The organism is Salegentibacter sp. BDJ18, assembly GCF_017579965.1.
Classification (GTDB): Bacteria; Bacteroidota; Bacteroidia; order Flavobacteriales; family Flavobacteriaceae; genus Salegentibacter.
In genome coordinates this window covers 1-25,864 of sequence record NZ_JAFLQX010000010.1, presented here as the reverse complement: position 1 = coordinate 25,864, position 25,864 = coordinate 1, and the positions used below count along the sequence as shown (strand labels likewise).

The window sequence follows — 25,864 nt, the reverse complement described above, 5'->3', positions numbered from 1 at the left end:
TCATTTTTTAATATTTAATGTATACTGTTCTCCTTCAGAAGTTTTTAAATCGTATTCATAAACCTTCTGAATTTCAACCGGATTTAAATCAGATTCTTCTGAAATAAGCGGTTGCTTAATTTCCGGGAGATTATAGAATTTATTAGTGTTATCCCCTTTGGCTTCTTCCAAACCTTCTCCTTCCAACGGGCTATATGACCGAATCCTAACCACACCTCCTAATTCAGATTTAATACGAATATTCCCTGGCTTATTATTCTTCCATTCAATATCTACTTCAAAACCTCCACGAGCTCTTAAACCTGAAACTTTTCCTTTACTCCAGTCTGCAGGTAATGCAGGCAGAATATGAATGGCGCCATCGTGACTCTGTAAAAGCATTTCGGCAATCCCGGCTGTGCAACCAAAATTTCCATCTATCTGAAATGGAGGATGCGCATCAAAAAGGTTGGGATAAGTACCGCCTTGTTCGCTATGGCCTTCCTGCATCGAAGGGGTTAACTGGTCTTTTATTAATTTAAGCGCGTGATCACCGTCAAGTAATCTCGCCCACAGGTTCACCTTCCAGCCCATTGACCATCCGGTAGATTCATCTCCCCGGGCTACTAAAGAAGTTTTTGCAGCTTCAAATAATTCCGGATTCCGGTATGGGGAAATTTGGTTTGAAGGATAAAGTCCGTATAAATGAGATACGTGCCTGTGATCGCTGCTAGGATCATCCCAATCTTTTATCCACTCCTGCAATTGTCCCCAACTGCCAATTTGCATTGGTGGTAATTGCTGAAGTTTTTCATTTAATTCGACTATAAAATCTTCATCATCTCCAAGTATTTCCGCGGCTTTGGCTGTTCTTGAGAAAAGATCGAAAATTAGCTGATTATCCATCGTAGCTCCATAAGATAAAGATGAGCCTGGATGTGCGGTTGGGGCGTGTTCCGGGGAAATAGAAGGTGAGACTACAAGCCAGTTATTTTCAGGTTCCCTGATCATAAAATCCAGGTAGAATTTCGAAGCTTCTTTTACGATGGGATATACAGATCTTAAAAATTCTTTTTCTCCTGAAAAATCGTATTTATCAAACAAATGCTGGGAAAGCCAGACTCCTCCCATTGGCCACATTCCCCAATAGGAACCGTCTATTGCACCCGTCATTTGCCAGATGTCGGTATTATGGTGCATCACCCAGCCTTCTGCGCCGTACATATCTTTGGCGGTTTTTCTTCCCACTTCTGAAAGTTCCTTCACCATTTGGATCAATGGCTCGTGAAATTCCGGAAGATTCATGATCTCGGCCGGCCAGTAATTCATTTCTGTATTAATATTTACCGTGTATTTACTATCCCAGGCAGGGGTTAACTGGTCATTCCAAATTCCCTGCAAATTGGCGGGTTGCGTTCCCGGCCGGGAAGAGGTAATTAAAAGATAGCGCCCAAACTGAAAATACAGGGAAACAAGGGCTGGATCATTTCCGGTTTTGAAATTTATGATCCTTTCATTGGTGGGTAGCTTCGCAGCTTCCGTTTCACCAAGATCCAGTGATACCCGGTTGAAATAAGTTTGATAATCTTCCAGGTGGGTTTCGTAGATCTCTGCTGACTCCTTTTTTTCAATTGCTGAAAGATATTCTTCTGCTTTTGCTACTTCATCAATACTGAGATCTTTATAGTTTTTAAAATTAGAAGCGATGGAAATATACAGTGTAGCACTGTTTGCATCCTGAATTTTAAGAGCTTCATTTTCTGAAATTATTTCTCCCCCTTCAGTCTGAATTTTAGTGATCGCCAGGAATTTAACTTTACCTTCTATCCCTTCAAAATCGCTGGTTTTACCGTGTAGTTTTAATGTCCTATTTTCAGCTGAAACTTCAGCACCGCCAGGGCGATCCATCGTAGCTGTGAAATTTAAAGCTTCAGGTTTATCTGCCGTAATTTGTACCACGATCACCTGATCGGGATGGGAAGCGAAAACTTTTGTTTCATAGCCTACACCTCCAGCTGTATAGCGGGTTGTGGTAACTGCAGTTTCCAAATCCAGTTCCCGGTAATACTCAGTATAATTTTGGTGATTCGGAAAAGATAATTTCAGGTTCCCTGCGGTTTGATAAGGCATTCCGTGGGAAGTTTTACTAATGAAATGCTGATTAACAAGTTCCTGGGCTTCTGCGCTTTTTCCATCAAACAGAAGTTTCTGCACTTCGGGTAAATATGCTTTGGCTTCAGGATTATCATTCCGGTTAGGTTGTCCTGCCCAGATAGTATTTTCATTTAACTGAATAACCTCTTCCTGAGGATCTCCATAAACCATTGCTCCCAATCGCCCGTTTCCTACGGGAAGTGCCTCTACCCATTTTTCAGCAGGTTTATTATACCAGAGTTTCAATTGGGAATCTTCCTGACTCCAGGATTGAAAAGGTGAAATCAAAAACAGTATTCCCAGCAATACGGAAAATCCAATACTGGAATAACTATTTGTTGAAATTTTGATCTTACCAATTCCCATATCTTCTATTTTTCAAATTGAACCCAGTCAACCTCAACTCCGTCACCATTTTTAAGTTGCACGAGCAGATCCTGCACAGCTGTTGCTTCAGATCTTACAGGAGTCGAAAAAACCTCCCAATTTCCACCTTTTTGGATGGTAACTTCAGCAATCTCCTTATCGTTCTCACCTGCAAGTTTCAGCGCTACAGTACCACCAGTTAAAGATCTTGCCCTGATTTTGACATTTTTGGGACCCTCAGCACCAAAATCAATCCGGTTATATTTCACCCAGGCATCAGGTTTATTTAATACCACTTTCCAACCCTGAAAAGGATCAAGCCGGTCTAAAAATACCGAAGCAGCTCCATAGTTGCTTTTCGCACTATAGCGGTCTATCTGAATTTTAGAAGTACTGGAGGTAATTCCCACTCCGCGTTTGGTTGGAATCACTTTTTTGATATTTCCATTCTCTTCAAAGAACAAACTATCGGCACGAATGGAGCGGTTTTTATCAAAATCGGGGGAAAGATCATTATCGTGATAGAATAAGTACCACTGATCTTTATAATTCACGATGGAATGATGATTGGTCCAGGTACCCGAAGCGGATTCATCCATAATAACCCCCTGGTGGGTAAAAGGTCCCATCGGATTATCGGAAGTGCCATATTCAAGCCTTTCAGTATTGTTGGCAACGTGCGGATAAGTCATATAATAAGTGCCATTTCTTTCAAAAACAAAAGGTCCTTCAATATGCCCTTTTTGAGGGATCTCCTCGAAGGTCTTTATTTCTGAATCCAGCTCCAGCATATTATCCTTCAGTTTCGCACCATAAATTTTTCCACGGGACCAATACAGATAAGCCTGCCCGTCTTTATCAATAAAAACATTGGGATCTATGCCTTCTACGCCCTGAATGTGGTTTGGCTGTGGCTTATAAGGTCCTTCAGGCTTGTCGGCGACTGCCACACCGATTGAAAAACCTTTTTCCCCGTCTCCGGCATCTTTGAGTCTGGTAGGAAAATAGAAGTAAAATTTGCCATTTTTGGATACCGCATCAGGCGCCCACATACTGTAAGCCTTAGGATCGGCCCAGGGAACATCTTTTTGATCCAGAATTTTTCCGTGATCTGTCCAGTTGGTAAGATCTTCCGAAGAAAACACGTGGTAATCAGCCATATTGAACCATTCGGCACGGCCTTCGCCTTCCGGCGGCACAATATCGTGGGAAGGAAATACATATAGCTTTCCATTAAATACCCTTGCCGTAGGATCTGCTGTAAACTGATCCATAATCAGCGGATTTTGTGCAAAAGCATTTACTGACAGGAAAAATACTATCAGGCTCAGTGATATCGTTTTCGGGATATTCAAATTTTTCATTTTAATTATTTTTTTCAGCTTCAATTTTAAAGTAATCGAAATCTACGTAACCCCCAGATTCTTTGGTAGCGTAGTTGAACAACGCAAACCTGTAGCCCATAAAGTGCGGAAGCGTGTAAGACATTTTAAGTTGGTTGCCAATAGTTTTCCAGTTTTCACCATCAAGACTGTAGTAAAATTCTGCTGTATCTTTCCTGTCTTGAAAATCCCCAACGGCCTTAAGGTAAAGCTCCTCCTGATTCAAAGGAATACTTTCCACCTCAACAGGTTCTTCGGAAGCTCCATTGACCATAATAATGTGCTTCTTATTATTTAGCATTTTAGCCCCAACAAATCCGAAATTCTTCTGAAGCAATCCAAGTCCCGCATAATCCCCTTCTTTCATTCCTGAAAGATTAATTTTGGTTATGCCCGAGCTCTTAGGGCCAATAGCTCTTTGGGTAAGGGTATTTCTGGTATCTAAAAATGAAGTATCTACTCTATCTGTAGTCAGCCTTAAATAACCTTCACGATCTTTTACAGACCAGTATTCATCCTGCGGATTATGATTCCATTGCCAAACCAGAGGCAAATCTCTGTCTCCTGACTTTCTACTAAAATCATCTGAAGCCACAATTCCCGGGATCCATCCTTCGTTTGCGGGTAAATCCAGGGTTGCAGGCACCTTGCCATTTTCACCCAGAACAGGCCAGCCGTTTTCCCATTTTACAGGAACCAGGTAAGGAATACGCCCTACTGCTCCATAGTCCCGGAATAAATATGCAAACCAATCCCCTTCCGGCGTATCAATTAAACCACCCTGGGCCACGCCTTTATCCTGAAAAGCAAGTCTCCCTTCATAAGGTCCCGTAATTTTATCGGCCCGGTGAATAATAACCGTTCTCATCCCGTCTCTTGGCCAGGCGATATTGAATAGATAATACTTGTCGTTAACTTTAAATAATTGAGAACCTTCCGCAGGTAAAATAAAATTAGAACCTATAGGTTCGGTAGCGTTCTCAATTAAAACCCGTTCTGTACCTTCCTTTACTCCTGACAGATTATCTTTAAGCTCTACTATATTCAGTTTACCTCCACCCCAAATGAGATAAGTCTTTCCATCGTCATCAAAAAATAAAGTATTGTCGTGAAGAGATGGGGTAAAAGAAATCTCTTCAAAGGAACCATTTTCAATATCTTTTGTTTTGAAAATATAAGTTTTTCCTGTGGTGCTCGAAAAAGTGGAAACGTAAAAAGTCTCATTATGGTAACGAAGGCTGCTTGCCCAGGAGCCTCTTCCGTAGGCATTTTCCCCATTTTCCAGATTCAGGGCATCTGTATCTCCCAAGATATCGTAAGCATAATTCACTATTTCCCAGTTTACCAAATCTTCAGACTTCATAATTGGTACCCCGGGATTCATATGCATCGTGGTGCTGCTCATATAATAGGTGTCATCGACCCTAATTATGGAAGCATCGGGAACATCGGCGTGGATGATAGGATTTTGAGCCTGCTGTTGTGCAACGACTGAATTTCCTAAAAACAGGCTTAAAACTATAATGAGGAGATTTCTCTTTTTCATATTTTTTATTTGAAATAGGGTTTGGCAAATTCTATAAAATATGGCCAGTTAGGGACTACAGTATGGCCGCCTTCGTGTATTCTAAAAACGAGTTTACCTTCAGATAAAAATTCCCCAACTTGAGGAAATTCAGTTTTTGACAGTGCTTTTTCAGCATAGATTTCATAAGCAGGACTCGCGTGAACTCCAGCTAAAAACATCCCTTTGGCGTCTATCCAGTTTCCTTCAACTTTAGGATCTCCGCTGCTGATAAAAACCGGTCGTGGCGCTGCAAGCGCAATCAAATGATGTGCATCTACCGGAAGATCTTTTGTTTCTAAAGGACCGCCGTACTTTATAAAATTGGGAGCAAACCAGTGATATTCGGAGCTGGAGACCAAATTCTCTACCTGTTCTCCAAAATTTCTTCTCAATATTTTAGTACCACCTGCACCGGCAGAACCTATAAATCCCACAGCAAATCTATCATCGTAGGCCATAGTGACCATTGCAGCTTTCCCGTAGCGGGAAAGTCCTTCTATAGCCACCTTTTTTGAATCAACTTTAGAATGATTTTCAAAATAATCAAGCGCACGGCCGGCACCCCAGGCCCAGGCTTTCAAAGCGCCCCAATCATCTAATTTTCTCGGTTCGCCTTTATTCACTAATCCGATAATTCCTTGTCTAAGTCCGGCGCCATTATCAGCTTGATAACTTGTGGGAATCAGGCTGGCATAGCCCCAGTTCTGAGCCAGTAATTGTTCCTGCCAGGGTGTTTCCTGCTCAGGCTCAGGAAAAAACCCAGCCGGAAAATTCCAGTCGAATTTCAAGATTACCGGCACTTTTTTATCTGTATTTTTAGGAAGGGTCAGGGTCATCTCGATTTCAACGTCAATTTCGGGATAGGCAGAGTTATCTACCACTCCTAAAAGTGCCTCAACCTGCACAGGATAATTGCCAATAACTGAATCTTTTCTGGAAATAACTTTCCAGTTTACAGCTGGAGTATTTTCAGGGAAGCGGCCATAAACTTCTGCATCAAAATCTTCTTTGATCTCCTGTCTCCGATTTTCCCATTCAGAAACTGAAGTGACCTTTGATCCATCTTTAAAAACCAAAAGTTCCGGCAGGCTATAATCTACAACTTTAGATTCATCTGAATTTGCGGCATTAGGATCGTTCGGATTTCCCGAAGGTCCGTGCCGCAAGGATTCTATTCCTAACTCCTTCAGCATTAATTGATGATCCTGCGCACTTAGACGATAAATACTATCCCGCTCCTGCTGAGAAAACTGCGCCATCGATTGATTAACGCAGCTAAAAAAAACGATAATGACAAATAATTGTTTCATTTTCACTATTTTACAGGAGGAGAAACCTTTGCTAATTTGTAATCACAAATCCGCCCTGAGGTTGAATGGTGACTTCAAATTTTCCTCTTTTTTGTTTGATTTCTTTCTTTTCAGTTTTCCCCTTTTTTGAGTCATTAATAATACTGAATGTATCTTTCAGTTCAGGAAGGGAAAAGCTCACCTTTTTCACTTCTTTTGACGCATTGATCCCGGCGATATACCATTGATCTTTGTGCCTTCTTGCTATTACGCTGTACTCGCCCGGATATCCCTCAATGAAAATAGTTTCATCCCAGGTGGTAGGAACATTTTTCATAAAGTCTACTGCAAACTCCGGAGCGTCTTCGAGGTTATTCGGTGTTAACGCGAAGAATTGAACCGGTGTTTGGAATAGAACTGCAGTTGCCAATTGAAAAGCATCAGAGGTTTTTCTAAAATTTCCGCCGTCATTGGTTCGGTTGTACCTTTCGTTTAGAACAGTACCGCCAAAATCCATACTTCCCACCGTATTCCGTATAAAGGGATGAATGGCAGCACTGCGAGCTTCCTGGTCATTTGCATACTGACTAAACATTAAATTTTCCGAAGCAAGGACTGCTTCAGTACTTATAAAATTAGGATACATTACTTCCCAGCCCCTTGGAATCGTGGCACCGTGAAAGATCATCATTAATCCGTAATCATTAGCATCGGACATTATATCCTCGTAAAGCTGAATGGTCTCTTGTTTATCACCACCCATAAAGTCTACTTTCAGGCCTTTTACTCCATTCTCCTGCAACCACTGCATCTCCTGTTTGCGGGTAATCGCCCGGTGCATTTTATTTCGCGGAGTCATAGGCGCGTCATTAGCAACCCCATTGGAGTTATACCACAAGAAAACATCAACATTTTTGCTTTTGGCGTAATCAATTAGCTCTTCCATCCTGTCGTACCCGATATTCTGGTCCCAGAGCGCATCAATCAGGATATATTCATAACCCATTTCAGCCGCAAAATCTATGTAGGTCACCTGGTCGTAATAATTCATACTGCCATCCTGCCACATAATCCAGCTCCATACACCGCGCCCGAATTCATAATCCTGAGAAGCTTCGTAAAGCGGCTCCACCACATCAAAAGGAATGGTGGTTTCTACAATAGGCTTTAAACTTTCTCCAATTGTGATAGTCCGCCACGGAGTACTATACGGAAGGGAAATTGCGGCTCCGGTGGATCCAAAATCATTATTTTCAGTACTGTCTGGGAAAGCAATCGTATATTCCCCTTCCTCATTTGGATCGCTGAGATGAGCGCCCACGTAAGTGCCGTCAACTCCGGTTTCAGAAAGTAGCACCCAGTGATCTTCGGTTTTAAATAAACCCGGAAAGGTATATCCCAGATTATTGGCTGAAGCTTTAGTAATCTCCTGATCTAGATAATAGCCCTCTTCATAACTGGGTTTGGTACGCTGAAAACCTACCATAGATTTTGACTGAGGCGTAAGGAAGCTTTTCGCCGTATTTGGGAAATTAAATCCTGTAAATTCTTTCGTCACCACGTGGGCTATGGTATCGCTATATTTTTGAAGACGGTATCTAAAAGCGATGTCATTATTACTAACACGGAAAATTACATCCATTTTTTGCCCTTTTTGAGTGGCAAAAGTGGCGGTTAGTTCACGTGCGTTATAATTGATCTCTGAATCTTTAAGTTTTTTGGATTCATAACTCTTTTCTACGGAAGTGGTTCTACTCCCTTCAAAACTTAAACCTTCGGAATAATCTGAAATATTTGTTTTTAGTCCCAGCCGGGATTTTTCCAGCACCACTTTATTATTGTAGAAAACAGAATAGGTTGGTATTCCAGCTTCCAGATTAACTTCTAATCTTACAGCATCATCGGGACTCTGGATGGTTGCTTCCTGTGCTACCACAAATGGAAAAATACCTAACAGGCAGATAAGTAAAAAGACTTTTTTCATTTCTAATTTCAAATTGTAGGGTTATTTTGCTGCAGCCAGATCTATAAGTTCTTTCACAACCGGTTTTGCATTATTATCTCGATTGAATAGCAACGGATAATCGGTTCTTCCCCTCACCGGCCAATTGTTTTTCCAGGAATTTCCATCGTTTACTCCCCAAAGCGCAACTCTTGAGATCTTATCCTGATGCTTCAGGAAAAGCTCAAAAAATTCTACATATCTCCTGGTGAATTGCTGCTCAACATCGGCTGGCAGACCCTTAGGAAATGGATTCATTTTATCTTCATACTCATAATTATCTGAGATTTCTGCACCGGCATCGCCCCAGGGGGAAGGTAAAACACTAAGATCTAATTCAGTGATCATCACTTTCCCAAGGTTTCCATATGCTTCCAGGCTTTTTTCAAATTCACGAATATCGGGATGGTTTAATCCAATATGTCCCTGCATTCCTATTCCGTGAACAGTAATTCCTTCCTTTTGAAGCTTTTCTACCATTCTCACTACCCCGGCACGCTTTCCTGGCACTGCCATAGAATAATCATTGTAATAAAGCTGGGCTTCGGGATCGGCTTCGTGGGCAAATTCAAAGGCCAGTTTTATAAAATCTTCACCTAAAATTTGATAGAACTTGCTATTTCTATAATTTCCGTCGTCTTCTATAGCCTCATTAACCACATCCCAGGAATGAATTCTGCCTTTATACCTGCCCACAACGGTATGAATATGATCTTTCATTCTTTGGGTAAGCATTTCTTTAGATACCGTATTTCCATCTTTATCGACAAAAAACCAGTCGGGAGCCTGGGAATGCCATATCAAGGTGTGCCCGTGGATATGCATATTATTTTCTTCGCCTATCTTCACAAATTCATCGGCAAGTTCAAAATTGAACTCTCCTTCTTTCGGTTGAATTCGTGCACTTTTCATAATATTTTCGGCAACAATAGAATTGAAATTCTCTGTTGCCACTTTAAGTTCTTCAGGCTGCCTTCCCATAATTTGCCAGGCATTGAGAGTGGTTCCAATATGAAAATTATTCGCGAGAGCATTTTTTAAACTCGCTTTGGATACCTCGCTATTATCAACTGATTTTTTATTAGAATTACAGCTGTAAAATGTAAAAAACACACTTAACAATAATATAAAAATAGACAATTTTTTTCTTTTGTACATAGCAGTTGATTTTAAAATTCCAGGAAGAAAGTTTATAATAATTTACAATTTCTTTATAAAAAAGTTCCCCTAACTTCTAAAAAAGGCTAATTCATACCGGGTAAGCGTTGCTAATCCAACCGGTATCCAGACTTTTTTGAGTTAGGAGAACTATTCAGTAAAACTCACACATGATTAAATTTAAACGGATAGCAACGCTATTATTTCTAATTGATTTTTATTCACATTCCTTTTTTTCTTCAGCATATTCCCCAAACCATTTATATACAGCATTAGCACAGGCTTCAGGATTATTATCATAGGCTATACCAGCATTCGGGTCTCCCCGATGAATTAAGTTCTCAGGAGCCAGTAAATTCCAACTTACATTCCCGCTCTCGTCGGCAAGAGCTTTAAAATTTGCTCCAAATCCCCAGGAGCCGGCCTCGCCGGTAACACCACCTTCGCCCCAGGCATTATAACCTTGGGGAGCCCAATCTATTTCAGTAACTGCAATGGGGGCAATATCTGCAACCGGCTTGATATTCTCTGCCCAATTACTTTTAAAAGTTACCGGATCATTATTGTCCTCTCCCCAATAACCGGGATAAATATGTACCGCATATCCAATATTGTCATCTTCAATAGGATTATTTGCATATCCCTTATAATGCGATTGATAACCGGACCCGGGAATCCAAATCACATTTTCAAACCCATTATTACGAATCATATCTACTAAAGGCTGAAAAAACATTTTTAATTTATCGAAATGGGGCTGGGTATTACTACCCCATTCCCCATTAGTGCCTAAAATATGAATTGGTTCATTGGCTAATTCGAACATAACATGTTCAGAATTTTTTAAGGCTTCATGCTTCGATAAATAGTCCCATACAGTTTTAAGATATTCATGATATTCATCATCAACATCTATCCTTTCGGGGCATACTCCCGGTGGTCTAAGGATAACATACATTCCTCTTGACTTCGCATGCTCAATAAGAGGAAGTATTACTTCATCTACCGCATTTACAAAACGATCAAAATTAAATTCTGAAATATCTTTTTCTCCATCTACCTCGGCCCCGGGATTATTTGACCAATAAGGATCTATGTGTAGCCGTACCATATTTAAATACCAGCCGTCGTCATCTTTATTAGTTAGTTTATTCATAACCGATTTATTATAATTTAATGCTCCCTGTACATCATAATTATTCCATCGCCATTCACCTACATGGCCCCCGTTAAACCACGGATTTGGAGTCATGGCCACCCCGTGAAGCAAAACTTCTTCTCCACAGGTATTTTTCAAATACCTTCCATCAACACTCAATTTATATGTATTTAAAGGCCATTCTATATCTTTAGAAGGTTCATCTTCTTCTATTTCATCAGCATCTTCAATAGAATCTTGCTCCTCGGTTTCTTTTTCCGGCAAGAAATTATCATCGGCTGAACATCCTGGTAATACCAGGAATAAAATCATAAGAATTGCTACTCTGTTAAGAACCTTACTAACCGGCATTCATTTTGTTTTATAATTCTTCCAAAGCTTCAGCGAAACTCTTATAAGCAGGTTTCCTGTTTAAGTTAACATCCCACAAACCCTGGAATTCACCGGGCAACCAGTTTGCATCTTCAGGACTATCGGTAACACCCCAAACAGTAATGCCATATCTTTGCGCCTGAGGTACATGTTCTTTATAAGCTTCAACTACATAGCTATACATATCGGCTTGCTGTTGTAAAACTTCATCTGTAGGTTCAGAGACATTTGTTCTTACGTCCAGTTCTGAAACTTTTATGAGTTTACCTGTTTCAGCAAGAAGTTGAAACATTTGAGCAATATTATTTTTATCGGAATCTATACTTATATGCATTTGAGTCCCAATACCATCTACAGTAGCACCCTGGCTTTCTATGTATTCTACATATTCAATGAGTCCCCGGGTCTTATCTAAGTTATATTCAAGGTTATAATCGTTTATAAAAAGGAGATCTTCGGGGCTACCATACTCCCTGGCCAGTTTAAAGGCTTTAACCGCATAATCTTTACCCAGGTAATCCTGCCAGTAAAATTCGTCACTGGTGATATCAGAATCGGTCGCTCCACTTTTTAATTCGTATGGATTTCCATCATCCATAGGTTCGTTAACAACATCCCAGGCATCTACATAGTCTTTGGAAACTTCCATCATGCCCGTAATCCATCTTTCCATTTCGCCACCAATGATCTCCTCTTTTTCTTCAGGTGTTTTCTCTATAACACCACCGGCATTGGGGTTTACACGCGAAAGCGTTACGTCATCAATATATACCGTCCCTGCAAAGTCACCATAGCTAATAACTAATCGCTCACGATCTTCTTTGGTTATCGTCGTCTCCAAAGTATATTCCTCCCAGTCTTCTGATACGTTAAATGAGCCAAGCCCATCACTTGAATAATCAGATGGCGATTGTAGCTCGGCACGAAGAGTACCCGCAGTATTTGCCTTTACTTTAAAATTCAATACATAAGATCCCCCCATTTCCAATGTAGGTAAATCATAGGCAATCTGTGCCTCCCAAAAATTCGTAGCTGAAGGATTCGTAAAGGTAAAAGCATAACCTGTATCTCCATAGCCCTCACCTTCTGCGGAGCGCTCCATGGTAGAGCCATTTCCCCAGCCAGCCCAGCCATCGGTGCCAGTTTCAAAATCAGAATTGGTAATTACACTTGGATCCAGTGCGGGACCGCCACCACTGCCTTCCTCGTTATATTTTTTCAGGCTTATATTATCAAAATAATAAGTAGTGGCCACATTGCCGAGATTAAAAGCAATAGTACTTGAGCCTGCCATTTCTTCAGAAACAATAATTCTTTTGGTAAAAGTAGTCCATTCAGCAGAGGCGGGAATAGCACCAAAAAAATCCCAGTGTTTATACTCTCCAGGTTGAATATGAGCCTGGGTAGCAAAAGAGGCATCAGCATCTGAGCGAACATCCATAGTAAGTTCGTATTCTTCCCCTACTTCCATAGGCGGAGAAAACTTAAAAAAGAACTGGCTTTCCCAATCGTTTTCCCGAACTTCTCCATTGGTCACCGCTAATGCCCTGCCCTCACCGTCTGCACCTTCTCCGGCAGCCGTAAAAGACATACTATCATCTTCGTTAGTCTCATAGTTTGCTGCTTCATCCGTTTCAAAGTCAGCACCGGCAATCTCATCCCAGCTTGGTCCGCCACCTATTACTGTTGGCGCAATTGTGCTGTTCAGGTATTCGGCATTTTGATTAGCGTGCCAGGTAAGCGTATGCCCGTATATAGAAGTTCCTGCTTGTTGTGCCGCAGCTATAAGTTCATTTACCTGAGCAAAATTCATAGAACCATCATTTTGCACGATGGCACCATGCTTCATTCCATAACCTACGGTAAGCTCATCAAAATTTTTATTAATAAGCCTGTACATTACTCCTTTATTAATATAATCTGAAATAGAAACAGCCCCACCTAAGGTGAAATTTGAGGTACTATCTTTATAGCTCTTAAGAGGTGCATAAGAATTAATATCTTCCTGTGCCTCGAGGCCTTCAGGTTTTTCTACTTCAAATGCTAATGGATCTGGATCGGCACAGGAAAATAATGAAGCCAATAAGCCACTACAAACAAGAAAACGATTTAAATATTTCATAATCGATTTATTTTTTTATTTTATTCTATTATGGGAGAAAATGTTTCCATACGTACCCCACGATCTCTAAGTACAAGCGTATCTGTTGTACTCACATTAATTTCTTCAAGGTTAACTTCGTAATCCAGGTAAAGAGCATCACGATCTTTTCCGCCCCAACTGTTTTGTTCGCCATCTTTTACAAACTGGCCGTTACCACTTGCCGTATACTCATCTGATGCAGCTCTTACTGTACAGTTACCAGAATCGTCAAAGCTTAAAATTAAGGTGCAGTTTACAGCATAACCTTCGCTGTTTTGAAAAACCAAATCTAACTCTACTTCATTTAAAGAGCGGGTTGTGAGGGCTACTACCTGATCGTCTACTACGTACTCTTCTTCTCTTATTACAGTATCGTCAAGATTCTCGTTACCGGTAGTTCCTTCAATTTCATCTACCCCACGGCGTAAATAATAACCATGCCACGGATTCACATATTTTACGGCATAAAGAATGAAATCTTTAGGCAAAACATCCCAATCTTCTGCAACGGGTTTACGTGGATTTGTAACCTGTGGTATTCCCCTAAGAATGGAATCTGCGCTTACAACATTGGTCATTTGAAGTGGAATTACATAATTTCTTCCAATAGCAAGACTATCGGCAAAAAATGCATCGCTTAGCTGAAGCTCAACTCCACCGGTTAGTTCACCTTGCGGAATCCTGATTTCATTAGATTCCAGTGTATAATAATTTTCGGGCATTGCCTGAACAGGTTGGCCGCTATCATCAAATACAAGACCTTCCGTTAAAGAATTATCTACCTCAAAATCTATAAAAACGTCCTGATCATTATCGTAAGTTCCACCGGTAGTAGCCATTATTCTCGCTTTACCTTCATTATCCAGAGAAGTATCAAAAATATCTTCTCCCAGTGTAATTGTCCTTACCGGGTACTGGTAAGCAAAATAAACGGTTTGGTATTCATAGTCGTCAAATTCCCATTTATCATTCTCACATGAAGTAAAGCCTGAAAGAATAATTAAAGCGATTAAATATATTTTATTTTTCATTTTCTGTTCTTTATAATTAAACTAACTACCAGCCCTGGTTTTGGATAATTGCATCGTATTTTAAAACTTCGCTAAAAGGGATTGGACCATATCGCATATATTCTTCATAAATCCTGTCTTCAACAGTTATTGTTTGATGATTCCCGTCAAGAATACTTACTCCTCTGGCCGGAACATTTAAATCATCACCCCAACGACGGATATCCCAAAACCGGAAACCTTCAAAACTTAGTTCTAATCTGCGTTCATTTCTTATTAATTCTCGCATTGCATTTTGATCTGAGCTAATTGACTCTAAATATGCATCTGGCTGCGTTATACCAGCGCGCTCCCTTAAGCCAGCAATAATATCGTAAGCAGAAAACCCAAAAGGTCCTGTTCCTTGTGGCCCCCAGGCTTCGTTAGCAGCTTCTGCGTAAATAAGGTATAATTCGGTATACCTCATCCTGGCGGTATAATGCTGTTGAGTATTGCTGGTTACAGGATCTAAATTCACATCCTGCCTTAGCAATTTCTTTAAATAATAACCTGTTCTGGTTGAAGTCTCTACGGCATTTAAAGCATCATTGGTACTTCCGTCAGCAGCGGTTACAATGGTTGAATTACCTGGTCCTGCGGTACTTTGATTTACCACAATGTAATGATCTAACCTTGGATCCCTGTTTTCGTAAGGATTAGCGGGATCAAACCCACTAGCCGGATCTGTAATAGGATAACCATTGGCCATGGGAAATGAATTCACAAGGTTTTGAGTTGGATTTAGTTGTCCGTCACCAAATAAAGTTGGTGGAAAATGTTGCTGTTCTAAATCACTGGTTTCTACCACATCGGTTCTCCAAATAATTTCCGGCGGGTTATTTCCCCCTCCAATTCCACTTATTTGCGAAGCATTTTTGTACCAGGTATGACCATTTGCTGCAATACCACTTGCTCCTCCATTTTCTGCCAATACCTCCCCGGCATAATTGGCTACATCGGCCCAGGTAGTAGTATTTCCATCGGCATAAGCAGGGCTTGCAGCAAGTAAAGCCGCCTGTGCCCTTACAGTTTTGGCAATTCTACCGGTCATTCTTTGTTTGGCATATTCACCAAAAACCCTGTTATAATCTCCTAAATCTGAATACCCTTCAGGTAAACTTGAAAGCGTTTCATAATCTAAAGGAAGTAAAGCTTCAGCCTGTTCTACATCTGCATATAACTGTTGCATGCACTCTTCAAAAGTTGCCCTTGGCTGATTAAAATCTGAGCCGGTTTCTTCAGGTTCTAATAAGATTGGAACCCCTAATAGCTCTCCATTAGCCCAACCCGCATGTTGACGTAAGAGATAATACATATATAACGCTCTAAGGCCATAGGCTTCACCTTTAAGCCTGTCGTTAAAAAGGGAGCTTATTTCTTCATCTTCAGACCAGGTTACTTTATCAGTCTCGGCAAGAAAGATATTGATATACTGGATAGCTGCCCTTGCATTTTGCCACTGGTCAAAAGGATTATTTTGAGCTGTCCATTGCCCGGTAGCAATTTCACGGTAAGGATTATTGTTTACGTTACTAACGGCATCATCTGTTGCTACCTCACTAAAAGAATAACCATTATTTGGTAGCCTGGTATAAGCGTTAAGTAGAATACCCTGAGCATATTCGGCCTCAGCATACATATCTTCCAGGCCTCTATTATTCTCTATGGCAGGTTCTATAAGATCGTCACAACTTGTAATTGTAAAGACCATTAATAAAAGAAGTAGTAATTTACTTTTCATTTCCTTTTATATTTAAATTTTTAAAATATTGCTTTTACGCCCAGGTTATAAAATCTGTTCTGGGGTGCACTTCCTACATTTAACTCTAAAATCTCACGTTCAGGGGATACAGTTAGTAAATTAGCTCCATTTACATATACCCCTAATTCCTGCACAAATGATTGGGCAAATAATTCTTTTGGTAGATTATAGGAGATTTGAACTTTTGCCAGGTCAAAACGATCTGTACTATAAAGCCAGAAATCTGAATTTCTAAAGTTATTATTACTATTAGTGGTAGTTAATCTTGGATAAGTTGCAGTTTCACTTGTCTCCGGCGTCCAACGATCCCGAGCTACAATTGAATATTTATCTTCACCATCCATCCAGAAATAAGAACTATTTTTCATACCGTGAGCTCCAAATCTTCCAATTCCAAGAGCGAAAAAGGTGAAATCTTTCCATTCAGCTGTGAAATTCACACCTAAAGTTAGCGGGGAGCCAAACCAGCCAGCTTTGCCAAGATAAACTTCATCCTGGTTATCTATTACGCCGTCACCATTCTGGTCTATATATTTAATATCTCCCGGGGCAACCTGCCCATAACTTTGCGAAGGTGAATTCGCAATTTCTTCAGCACTTGCAAACAGTCCGTCGCTTTCCAGACCCCAAATACCATCTAAAGGATTTCCTTCCCTGGATTGGTATTCATCTTCATACATTTCAGCTCGTTTGGTGGCCTTGGTATCATAATAAGTACCAACAACTCCAAGCGTAGTTTTCAATTCTCCAAATTGCTGATTCCAATCTGCTCTAAAATCAAACCCTACACGTTCATCATCGTTATAATTCACATAAGGGATAAATGAAGAGTTTGGCCATCCGGTTTCAAAATAATTAGGATATAATACAGATGCCTGTACTATACCACCCGTCATTCTATTGGCAAAAACAGAACCCTGAATTTGGAAAAGATTATCAAATAACGAAGCTTCAACCCCTAAATTTATTTCTTCTCTTTTAGAAAAAGTTAGGTCATCATTCTGGCCTCTTCTGGAATCTGTAGAGCGGCTTAGAGCACCATCTCTCCAGTTAAACCAGGCACCATCGGTTTGGGTGTAAATACTTTCATATAAATAGTAATCCTGTATATCAATATCGGTATGTAAAATACCTGCGGAAGCGGTAAGTTTTAACTCATCAAATACCGTTGAATTTTGAAGAAAATTCTCTTCGCTTAAACGCCATCCTAACGTAAAGGTTGGTGAAAAAGCCTGACGGTTTCCTTCAGGTAATTTTGCTGAATGTACCAGCGCTCCACTAAAATTAACAAAATACTTGTCTAAATAATCGTAACCCAGGTACAACCCTAAATTAGCATTACTGGTTCGGTGATATTCTTCTGAAATAGATTGCTGAAATCCATTGGCAATAAGCATTGCTGAAACGTTATGATCTTCTTCTATTTTAGTCTCATAATTAAATTGCCCTGAAAAAGAAATTGTTTGTCTATACCAGCTATCGCTTATATTTTGCACACCAGATCTGGCATCCTGCCCATACTGGGTTAAACTTGCAATTAAATCATCCCCATCATAATTAGTCCAGCTAGGCTCGTATACTGCGTATTCATTGTTATATGATTGGTTGTAAGAAGTAGAATAATCTACTCCAAAGTTTGAATGAAAACTCAAGCCTTCCAGGAGATTTCCTAAATCTGCTCCAATACCTGTATTAAACTGAAATTGTCTACTAGTATAATTATTACTTCCACCCGCATAAATTGCAGCAAAAGGATTGGTTTGGTCAAGCTGCGTACCCCCTAAAAGATATTGACCATCTATAAGGTTACTACTATTGTTAACATACTGCAGAGAATTCTCATCGCTTTCCTCAATCATACTTGTTGGAATTAACGGCGAAAATCGGTTTGGCCTTAAATTGGCCGCACCTGCCCAATAATCTGTATTCACACCCCAACCGTTATAATAAACAGCTGATGCGTTTACGGTAGCATATAGAGTTTCAGTTATATCAATATCTACATTACCACGAATATTAAACCGCTGGGTTCTGTTATTTTCAGCTTCACCGAAATTTAGTAGTGAACCTGCTGAATAAAAACCAAGATTTGTATAATATTGAGCGGTTTCATTTCCGCCAGAAATCTGGGCGGTAGCATCATACCTGTTATAGGTTTCCTGTAAATAATCTGAAGAATAATAGTTTACATCGGGATACCTGTATGGGTTGTCCCCGGCTGCATGTTGGTAGATAGTTTCATCATCAAACCGCTGACTCAAACCATCATTTGCCCTTGCTTCATTATAAAGGGTCATATATTCTGCAGAGCCAAGATATTTTGGATAACTTTTTGGAACAAACATTCCTGCATTTATCCTAACATCAATTTCCTGCTTCTGAATTTTTCCTCTTTTTGTAGTAATTTGAACAACACCTTTAGCAGCACGACTTCCATAGAGCGCCACTGCTGAAACTCCTTTTAAGAAACTAATTTGATCTATTTCTGTAGGCATTATACTTCCGGCATCTCTTGGCACTCCATCTATAAGCACTAAATACTCGTCCATTCCCCAAATATTTCCGTGGAAACCATTGGCAAATCCTTCCATATTTTCCAGGGTACTGGTATTGTAATTCTTCTCCATTAATTCATCCAGATCCACAAAAGAAACTCCACTTATTAGATTTCTCTTCTCTACTTTACGAAATGCAACATTTACATCTTCATAACCTTCTGCAGGCTCAAGACTTATATTATCCACAAATGGAGTTACAATTACTGTTGTAGGTTTGTACTCGAGAGCTGCTACGGCCAAAGTGGAATACAAGCCGGTTGAGAGCGAAAAACTCCCAATAGAGTCTGTAACCACGGTGTTGCCAGCCTCTGTCGTTACGGTAGCACCCACTAACGGCTTTCCTTCTTTACCTCTAACGATGGCTTCAACATCAATATCTTCAGATGTTTGTGCGACCCCTATAAAAGGCATCAAGGCAAATAGTGCACAAAAAACTACTTTAAATTTTATAATATTCATTCTCTCTATGTTTAAATTGAACACAATGCGGTTACCAGCCAGGATTCTGACTAAATTCTAAATACATATTTACATCCACATTTTTTAAAGGCAGCCAGTAATGTTTGCTACTAAAGTTTCTTTCCAGAATAACTTCTTCCCTTAAGTTTAGAACCCGGTTTTGTGAAGGATCATCGGTATTAAGTTCTCCGGCCCGGTCAAATTCTACAGATTTCTTTAAAGTATATGGACTTTCGGTTAACAACAACCAACGTCTTAGATCATTAAACCTGTGTCTTTCAAAAGCTAACTCTACTGCACGCTCCCGGCGCACTTCACTCATAAAAGCATCCAGAGATCCTAAAAATTCATCTGCCACGTGACCAACACCGGCTCTATCTCTTACAAAATTAATAGCGTCTACCGCTGTTTTACTATAGCCTGAAACCTGTCCTGTAGGTGAGCCATAAGCCTGGGCAGCTGCTTCAGCATACATTAGGTATACATCTGAGAGTCGCATCCAGGGTAAATGAATATTTAAACTGTTCCCATACCCATAACCTTCATCATATTTATTCGCTGTTATTGGGATAAACTTGTAAAGCATATAGCCGGTTCTACTACCCGTTCTTATATTTCTATAACTTCCGCCGGTAAATAGATTGGCATAACGGTTATATTCCTCATCTGCTGGCATAGAACCCTGAACGGTACGAACACCATCATAAACAATATCATTATAAAATCTTGGATCACGATCTTTCCACGGATATTCGGGATCATAACCAGATTCTGGATCGGGTTGCGTAATATCTTCAATTGGCATCCCATTGGCCATTCCATAAAAATCTACATAGTTTGCAGTAGGCAGAAATTTCACATCCCCATCGGTTAAAATGGGAGAAGGCTGATATTGTTTTGCTGTACCATAAGTAGATCCATGCGCACCAAAATAAGGTCCTCTAAAAATAGCCTCGGTACTACCTGGTATTTGCCAGTTTTGCCCGGTTGTATAAAAGTTTAAATGATAATCTGAAAATGGTACTAAAGAATAATCTGCTTCTCCAGATTCTGTTAGAGTAAGTAATTCTGCGAAAGCTTCAGCAGCTTTTTGAGCATAAGAAGTATTGTAAACAGCGTTCCCTGTAGACTCCTGATTCATTAGGGGACTTGCCGCCCATAAATAATTCTTCCCTAAATAACCAAGCGCCATTATTTTATTAATACGCAATTGGTTTTTCCCTAATGTTGCGCTTCCAGCATCTGTTTCGTCCCAATCTGTAGGTAATAAATCGGCAGCAGCACGAAAATCCTGTGCGGCAAGATCTGCAGCTTCGTGATAACTTAAACGTGGTAATTGAAGTTGTTCATCACTTGGTAAAACTTCATTTATATATGGTAATCCTCCAAAATATTGGATGAATTGGAAATGAAACCATCCTCTAAAGAACAATAACTGCCCTCTTATTAAATCTTTTTCTTCCTGAGTGGCATCTGTAAGACGGTCCATATTAGCAAGACCTAAATTGGCTTTTCTAATTCCATACCATCCTAATTGCCATAGGGATTTTGAAAATCGGTCATCATCTGTACTAGTATTGTTTCTATCCATCCAGCCGGCTTGCCATCCATCAAATTCTGACTGCCAGCCCCAAAAGTTTCCATTTTCAATTTTATTGATAAAGTGAAAATCTCGCGCGGTGGACTCAATCTCATCATCTCCCCAATTCCAGGAGTTGGTCCAGTAGGCATTGGTGAAATCTGGGATACAGTGATATAATTCTTCCGTAAACCCTTGAAAATTGGTGAAATTTTTAAAGGCTTCCTCTTCAGAAACTATAGATTCATCTTCCCTGTCTAAGTAATCTTCACAAGATGATATGAAAACTAAAGCAAATATTGCCAGACTAAATTTTATAATGTTTTTTATATAATTTTTCATAACAAGCTATTTTAAAAAGTAATATTTACCCCTAAGTTGTATCTGCTTACGGTTGGGTAAGCTCCCTGGGATGCCCATCCCGTTCCGGCAAAATTCGATTCCCTGTCATCTGGCATATCAGACCATAAGAAGAGGTTGTTTCCATTTAAGAAAACCCTTAGGTTTTTTACTCCCAATCTATCTACTAAACTAGAGCCGGCATCGAAAGTATAGGCTATTTCGGCATTTTTAAGTCTTAGGTAAGAACCATCAAACATATACCTGTTGGCAGCGTTATATTCACTTGGCGTGGTAAGCCATCTTGGCACCGGTGAATCTGCATTAAAGTTATCTTTAGACCAGTAACTTCCTTCTTCATAAACCACGTGATTTTGGCTACTTAAACTTCCTAAAACTACCTGTCGGGTTACATTGTTTACTCCGTAAAACTGTACATAACTACTAAAGCCTTTCCAGTCAAATCCAATGGTAGCGTTATAAGTGTTTTGAGGATTCCCGGTAAACCCAAATGGAATATTATCATAAGCATCTATTACTCCATCTCCATTAAAATCTATAATATGATAGTTTCCGGGTAATTTCTGGTTATCGTTTGCATTATGAATGGTACTTGCATAGAGATCATCCCAGGTATTGTAATAACCAGGTGTAACATGAGAATATGCCTGCCCAATTTGTAAACCTGCATTTTGCTGATAAGCGGGTAATAATGATGGATCATCGGCATCTATTACTTCATTTTGAGAGTGCGTCATATTAATATTTGACCATAATCTCAAACCATTTTCAAACCTATAGCTTAAATCAAGATCAAATTCATAACCTTCATTTTTTACGTGTCCAAGGTTTGCAACCGGTGCTTCGGTACCAAAATAAGAAGGTATCGCCCTATCGCCTCCATTAATTAAAATATCGGTTCTTTCATCTATAAAATAATCGAAGCTACCTTGAATGAATCCATCAAAGAATCCAAAATCGACTCCAATATTCGTTTTCTTTACCTTCTCCCAGGAAACATCTGGATTTCCTACAGATTCTTCTAAATACCAGGTGTACGGACTTTGCTCTGCGGCTTCTCCGGTTACACCCATTCTTGCCTGCCCATTGTAGCCCCACTGCGTCATGTATAGAAATCTTCCGGCTACGTTATCGTCTCCAATTTCACCGTAATTAGCTCTTAACTTAAGCATATCTAAGAATGAAGCAAAATCAAAGAAATTTTCCCGTGATAAAATCCATCCCACACCTCCTGAAGAAAAGAAAGCAAATCGGTTTTCAGGACTAAATTTCTCAGAACCGTTATAAGCACCATTATATTCAAAAGTGTACTTATTGTCTAAGGTATAAGTAGTTCTAAAAACCCAATCTTCTCTATAACGAGGTATTTGGCTTCCGGTAGCATTTTCATTTCTATTCATAAGTCCCATTACAGAAACATCGTGACGCCCATCAAAATTCCTGGCATATCTAAGTTGTAACTGGTAGAAAAGTTTTCTATGTGAAGACCAATCCTGAACAGCCCCTGGGCTGGTAGACCATTTTACACCTTCCTGAAAATCAAAACGGCTATTTGGGTCGTAGGCCTGCTGGTATAGCTCGGTGCCGGTTTCAGGGTCTATCCATTTTTCCTGCGCATCATTGTATAAATCATTAATTCCACGATCGGCTTCCACAAAAGTGTTATCTAATGCGATGGTACCGTTAAAATTTAGTCCCTCTAAAATCATATCAAGATCCTGATCCAGGGTGAAATTCGTAGTTAAGCGAGTGGTAGTCATATACTGAATTCCGCTTATACCCAAAACTCTAACTGAATTGGTAGCCGCACCTTCATTGGGCGCATAATATCCCCAGGCTCCATCTGAATATCTTGGAAGAAAAACATCTGGGGCAGTACTATAAGCTGCTACCCACATACTATATTCATCTCCGGTAGCTCCCCACGGGCTTTTCTTTACGCCATGTGAGCCGGCCAGGTTTACCTGGAACAAAGTGGTAGGGGTAATCTGAAAATCGAGATTACCTCTTACGTTTAATCTGTTAAATCCATATCCAGGTTCATACCCCCTGTTATTATCATATTGCTTCATTAAATCTCCTTCTCTAAGGAAATCTGCAGTCGTGAAGTACTTTACAAAATCGGTTCCTCCACTTACATTTACGTTTGCGTTATAAGACATCGTGTAATCACGAAAAAGAGTATTTGCCCAATCAACATTTGGATATCGCTCTCTTTCTGCCTGGTCTGCCGGATTTCTATATTTGTCAATAATATCTAATGGCATATAATCGTTCCAGGCGCTTGGGTTTAAACCAAGTTCATTCTCAATGGCTTCATTACGAACCCTTAAAGCATCATAAGCGTCGTATTTACCGGGCAGCTTAGAAGGCCTTTTCATTGTAGTGTTTACTCTTGCCCTTATTATAGCTTTTCCTTTTTCACCTCTTTTGGTAGTTACAAGAATCACCCCGTTTGCACCCCTAACTCCATACACAGCGGTAGCAGAAGCATCTTTTAAAACTGAAATTGATTCTACCGAGCTTATTGCTACACTAGACATTGGCCGTTCCACTCCGTCTACCAAAATAAGCGGGGAAGAGTCGTTCCAGGTACTTTGCCCCCGAATTAAAATTCTGGGATCTTCTTCTCCAGGCATACCCGTACTGGCACTGGTAATAACGCCGGGTACATTCCCGGTTAAAGCTGCACCAATGTTCGTCACACCACCTGCTCTTTCCAGAACATCACCGCTAACTTCTGCTATAGATGCTACAACGGTCTCTCTTTTTTGTTCTCCATAACCAACAATTACCACTTCTTCTAGCGCATCCTGGTCTGGATCCATAATCACGTTAATTTCCGATTGGTCATTAACTTTTCTCTCTATGGTTTTATAGCCTATAAAGCTAAAAACCAGGGTAGCATCGGCAGGAGCATCTATGGTATAATTCCCTTCCATATCGGTTACAGCACCGAGATTTGGAACTTCCTTTACAAGAATATTCACCCCTGGTATTCCAAGATTATCTTCAGATGAAGTAACCGTTCCCCTAATTGTTTGTTGTTCACTTCCACTTTTTGGCTTATTATCATTAGCATAAACCGAAGGAAAAAACAGAAGTTGAAGCAATAGTCCAAAAACCATTGTTCTAGTTAGGTAAGGAAGATTTATTAAATTTATTTTCATATTAAAAATGTTTTAAACTCTATTAAAATGGCTCAAAGGCATTTTAATTGGCTTGCTATTCATATTCGATAACGTTTTAGTTTTTAGGAATAAAAAAAGTGACATTCCCGGGATCATTTCTGAAGAATAAAACCTCATTCCGAAAATGATTTCTGTGAAGCTTCGTTTCCGTTAGATAATAATTTGTCATTCTCTTATTATTATTTCGTTTAAGGGTTATTAAATAGTTTAAAAATGAATAAATACTCCTTTTTGATATTTAAGATAGTTTTAAGAAGTATTGTTTCGTTTTGTTAACCTGGAATTAAAATTCAGCTTATTTTAAGGTTTTGATCATTTCAAAAAAGCTTAATTGTGAATTATTCCTTAAAAAATCTGAACCAAATATATCCGTTAATTCAGCTTATCAAGAATTGTGGTGTTACAAATACTTTACGGTATGTTACATGCGAGAAAAAAAATGGTAAAATCAATGTAAATTGGGTTAAAATAGGACATATTTTAAGATAACGTAATGGCCTGAAACCCTATAAAACCTATACCTCTCAAGGCATTGTGATTTTGGAAAGGATTATAGTATATAAAAATGTTAATTTTACACTTAAACGTCGCCTTAAAACAAAAATAAATGCTTAGCTGGCAAAAATTGGTTTAAAATTCCTCGATTTTCAAATGATTTTGAAGCAAAAAAACGCTAATTCTCAACTCAATTTTCAAGAATTTGTGTTTCTATAAAATTGGTTTCGATTTTTCAAATTTGGTTAAGGAGAAATGAAGATTATTTGGGATGATTTAAAAAAAATAATACCCGGATTTTTATCTTAAGGATAACGAAAAAAGATGATTTGGTAAGGATACCGGCAGAAGACAAATTGAAGTATTTGTTAGGTGTGAAATGTACTTTGAAGGTAATTAATAAGGCAAGCATTTAGGTGAACGATTGAAGAAATAAAAGTACCAGGCCTGCTTCCTACTTTTCACTTTAGAATTTGAACATAAAAAAAGCCAATGAAAATTTAATTCATTGGCTTTTTTAAGATAAATATGGAAGAAACTACTTCCTCTTAATTACTTTTTCAGCTGCTTTTAAAATAGCCTCTGAATTTAAACCGTATTTTTCAAATAATTGTTCCGGGGTGCCGCTCTCTCCAAAAGTATCCTGGGTGGCCACAAACTCTTGTGGTGCCGGATTATTTTCGGCTAAAGTGCGGGCAACGCTTTCTCCAAGTCCGCCAAGGAAGTTATGTTCTTCAGCAGTTACCACACATCCGGTTTTCTTAACCGACTTGATTATGGCTTCTGCATCTAAAGGTTTTATAGTGTGAATATTAATCACATCAGCACTAATTCCTTTTT

At 39.6% G+C, this 25,864-nt stretch carries 14 protein-coding genes; all 14 read right to left on the bottom strand.

Going from position 1 to position 25,864, the window contains the following annotated elements; all coding sequences use genetic code 11:
• On the bottom strand, positions 1-2,499 hold the full coding sequence (locus J0871_RS06690; RefSeq protein ID WP_208224359.1) for a glycoside hydrolase family 95 protein: 2,499 nt from the start codon (positions 2,497-2,499) through the stop codon (positions 1-3).
• A gap of 5 nt (positions 2,500-2,504) precedes the next feature.
• Positions 2,505-3,773 (bottom strand): family 43 glycosylhydrolase, encoded by a 1,269-nt coding sequence (locus tag J0871_RS06685; protein ID WP_232228897.1) that lies wholly within the window; start codon positions 3,771-3,773, stop codon positions 2,505-2,507.
• Positions 3,774-3,864: 91 nt separating this feature from the next.
• The gene (locus tag J0871_RS06680; RefSeq protein WP_208224357.1) at positions 3,865-5,427 is read right to left on the bottom strand and encodes a glycoside hydrolase 43 family protein; all 1,563 of its coding nucleotides are present in this window, start codon (positions 5,425-5,427) and stop codon (positions 3,865-3,867) included.
• A 5-nt stretch (positions 5,428-5,432) separates the two neighbouring features.
• Positions 5,433-6,758 carry an acetylxylan esterase gene (locus J0871_RS06675; protein ID WP_208224356.1) on the bottom strand — a complete coding sequence of 442 codons (1,326 nt, stop codon included), beginning with the start codon at positions 6,756-6,758 and terminating at the stop codon, positions 5,433-5,435.
• A 31-nt stretch (positions 6,759-6,789) separates the two neighbouring features.
• On the bottom strand, positions 6,790-8,721 hold the full coding sequence (locus tag J0871_RS06670) for a glycoside hydrolase family 97 protein (RefSeq protein ID WP_208224353.1): 1,932 nt from the start codon (positions 8,719-8,721) through the stop codon (positions 6,790-6,792).
• A 21-nt stretch (positions 8,722-8,742) separates the two neighbouring features.
• The gene (locus J0871_RS06665) at positions 8,743-9,897 is read right to left on the bottom strand and encodes an endo-1,4-beta-xylanase (protein WP_208224351.1); all 1,155 of its coding nucleotides are present in this window, start codon (positions 9,895-9,897) and stop codon (positions 8,743-8,745) included.
• A gap of 217 nt (positions 9,898-10,114) precedes the next feature.
• On the bottom strand, positions 10,115-11,407 hold the full coding sequence (locus J0871_RS06660; RefSeq protein WP_208224349.1) for a cellulase family glycosylhydrolase: 1,293 nt from the start codon (positions 11,405-11,407) through the stop codon (positions 10,115-10,117).
• A gap of 10 nt (positions 11,408-11,417) precedes the next feature.
• On the bottom strand, positions 11,418-13,550 hold the full coding sequence (locus J0871_RS06655) for an endo-1,4-beta-xylanase (protein WP_208224346.1): 2,133 nt from the start codon (positions 13,548-13,550) through the stop codon (positions 11,418-11,420).
• 20 nt (positions 13,551-13,570) lie between these two features.
• Positions 13,571-14,602 (bottom strand): DUF5627 domain-containing protein, encoded by a 1,032-nt coding sequence (locus J0871_RS06650; protein WP_208224344.1) that lies wholly within the window; start codon positions 14,600-14,602, stop codon positions 13,571-13,573.
• A gap of 25 nt (positions 14,603-14,627) precedes the next feature.
• Positions 14,628-16,361 carry a RagB/SusD family nutrient uptake outer membrane protein gene (locus tag J0871_RS06645; RefSeq protein WP_208224342.1) on the bottom strand — a complete coding sequence of 578 codons (1,734 nt, stop codon included), beginning with the start codon at positions 16,359-16,361 and terminating at the stop codon, positions 14,628-14,630.
• Between the two features lie 20 nt (positions 16,362-16,381).
• Entirely contained in the window at positions 16,382-19,399 is a 3,018-nt protein-coding gene (locus J0871_RS06640) for a SusC/RagA family TonB-linked outer membrane protein (RefSeq protein WP_208224340.1), read from the bottom strand.
• A 31-nt stretch (positions 19,400-19,430) separates the two neighbouring features.
• A complete protein-coding gene (locus J0871_RS06635) occupies positions 19,431-21,320 on the bottom strand; it encodes a RagB/SusD family nutrient uptake outer membrane protein (RefSeq protein ID WP_093303458.1) in 1,890 nt (629 codons plus the stop codon).
• Between the two features lie 11 nt (positions 21,321-21,331).
• Positions 21,332-24,508 (bottom strand): TonB-dependent receptor, encoded by a 3,177-nt coding sequence (locus tag J0871_RS06630; protein ID WP_208224338.1) that lies wholly within the window; start codon positions 24,506-24,508, stop codon positions 21,332-21,334.
• A gap of 1,054 nt (positions 24,509-25,562) precedes the next feature.
• On the bottom strand, positions 25,563-25,864 hold a 302-nt coding region (locus J0871_RS06625), incomplete at its 5' end, for a transketolase C-terminal domain-containing protein (protein ID WP_275952263.1).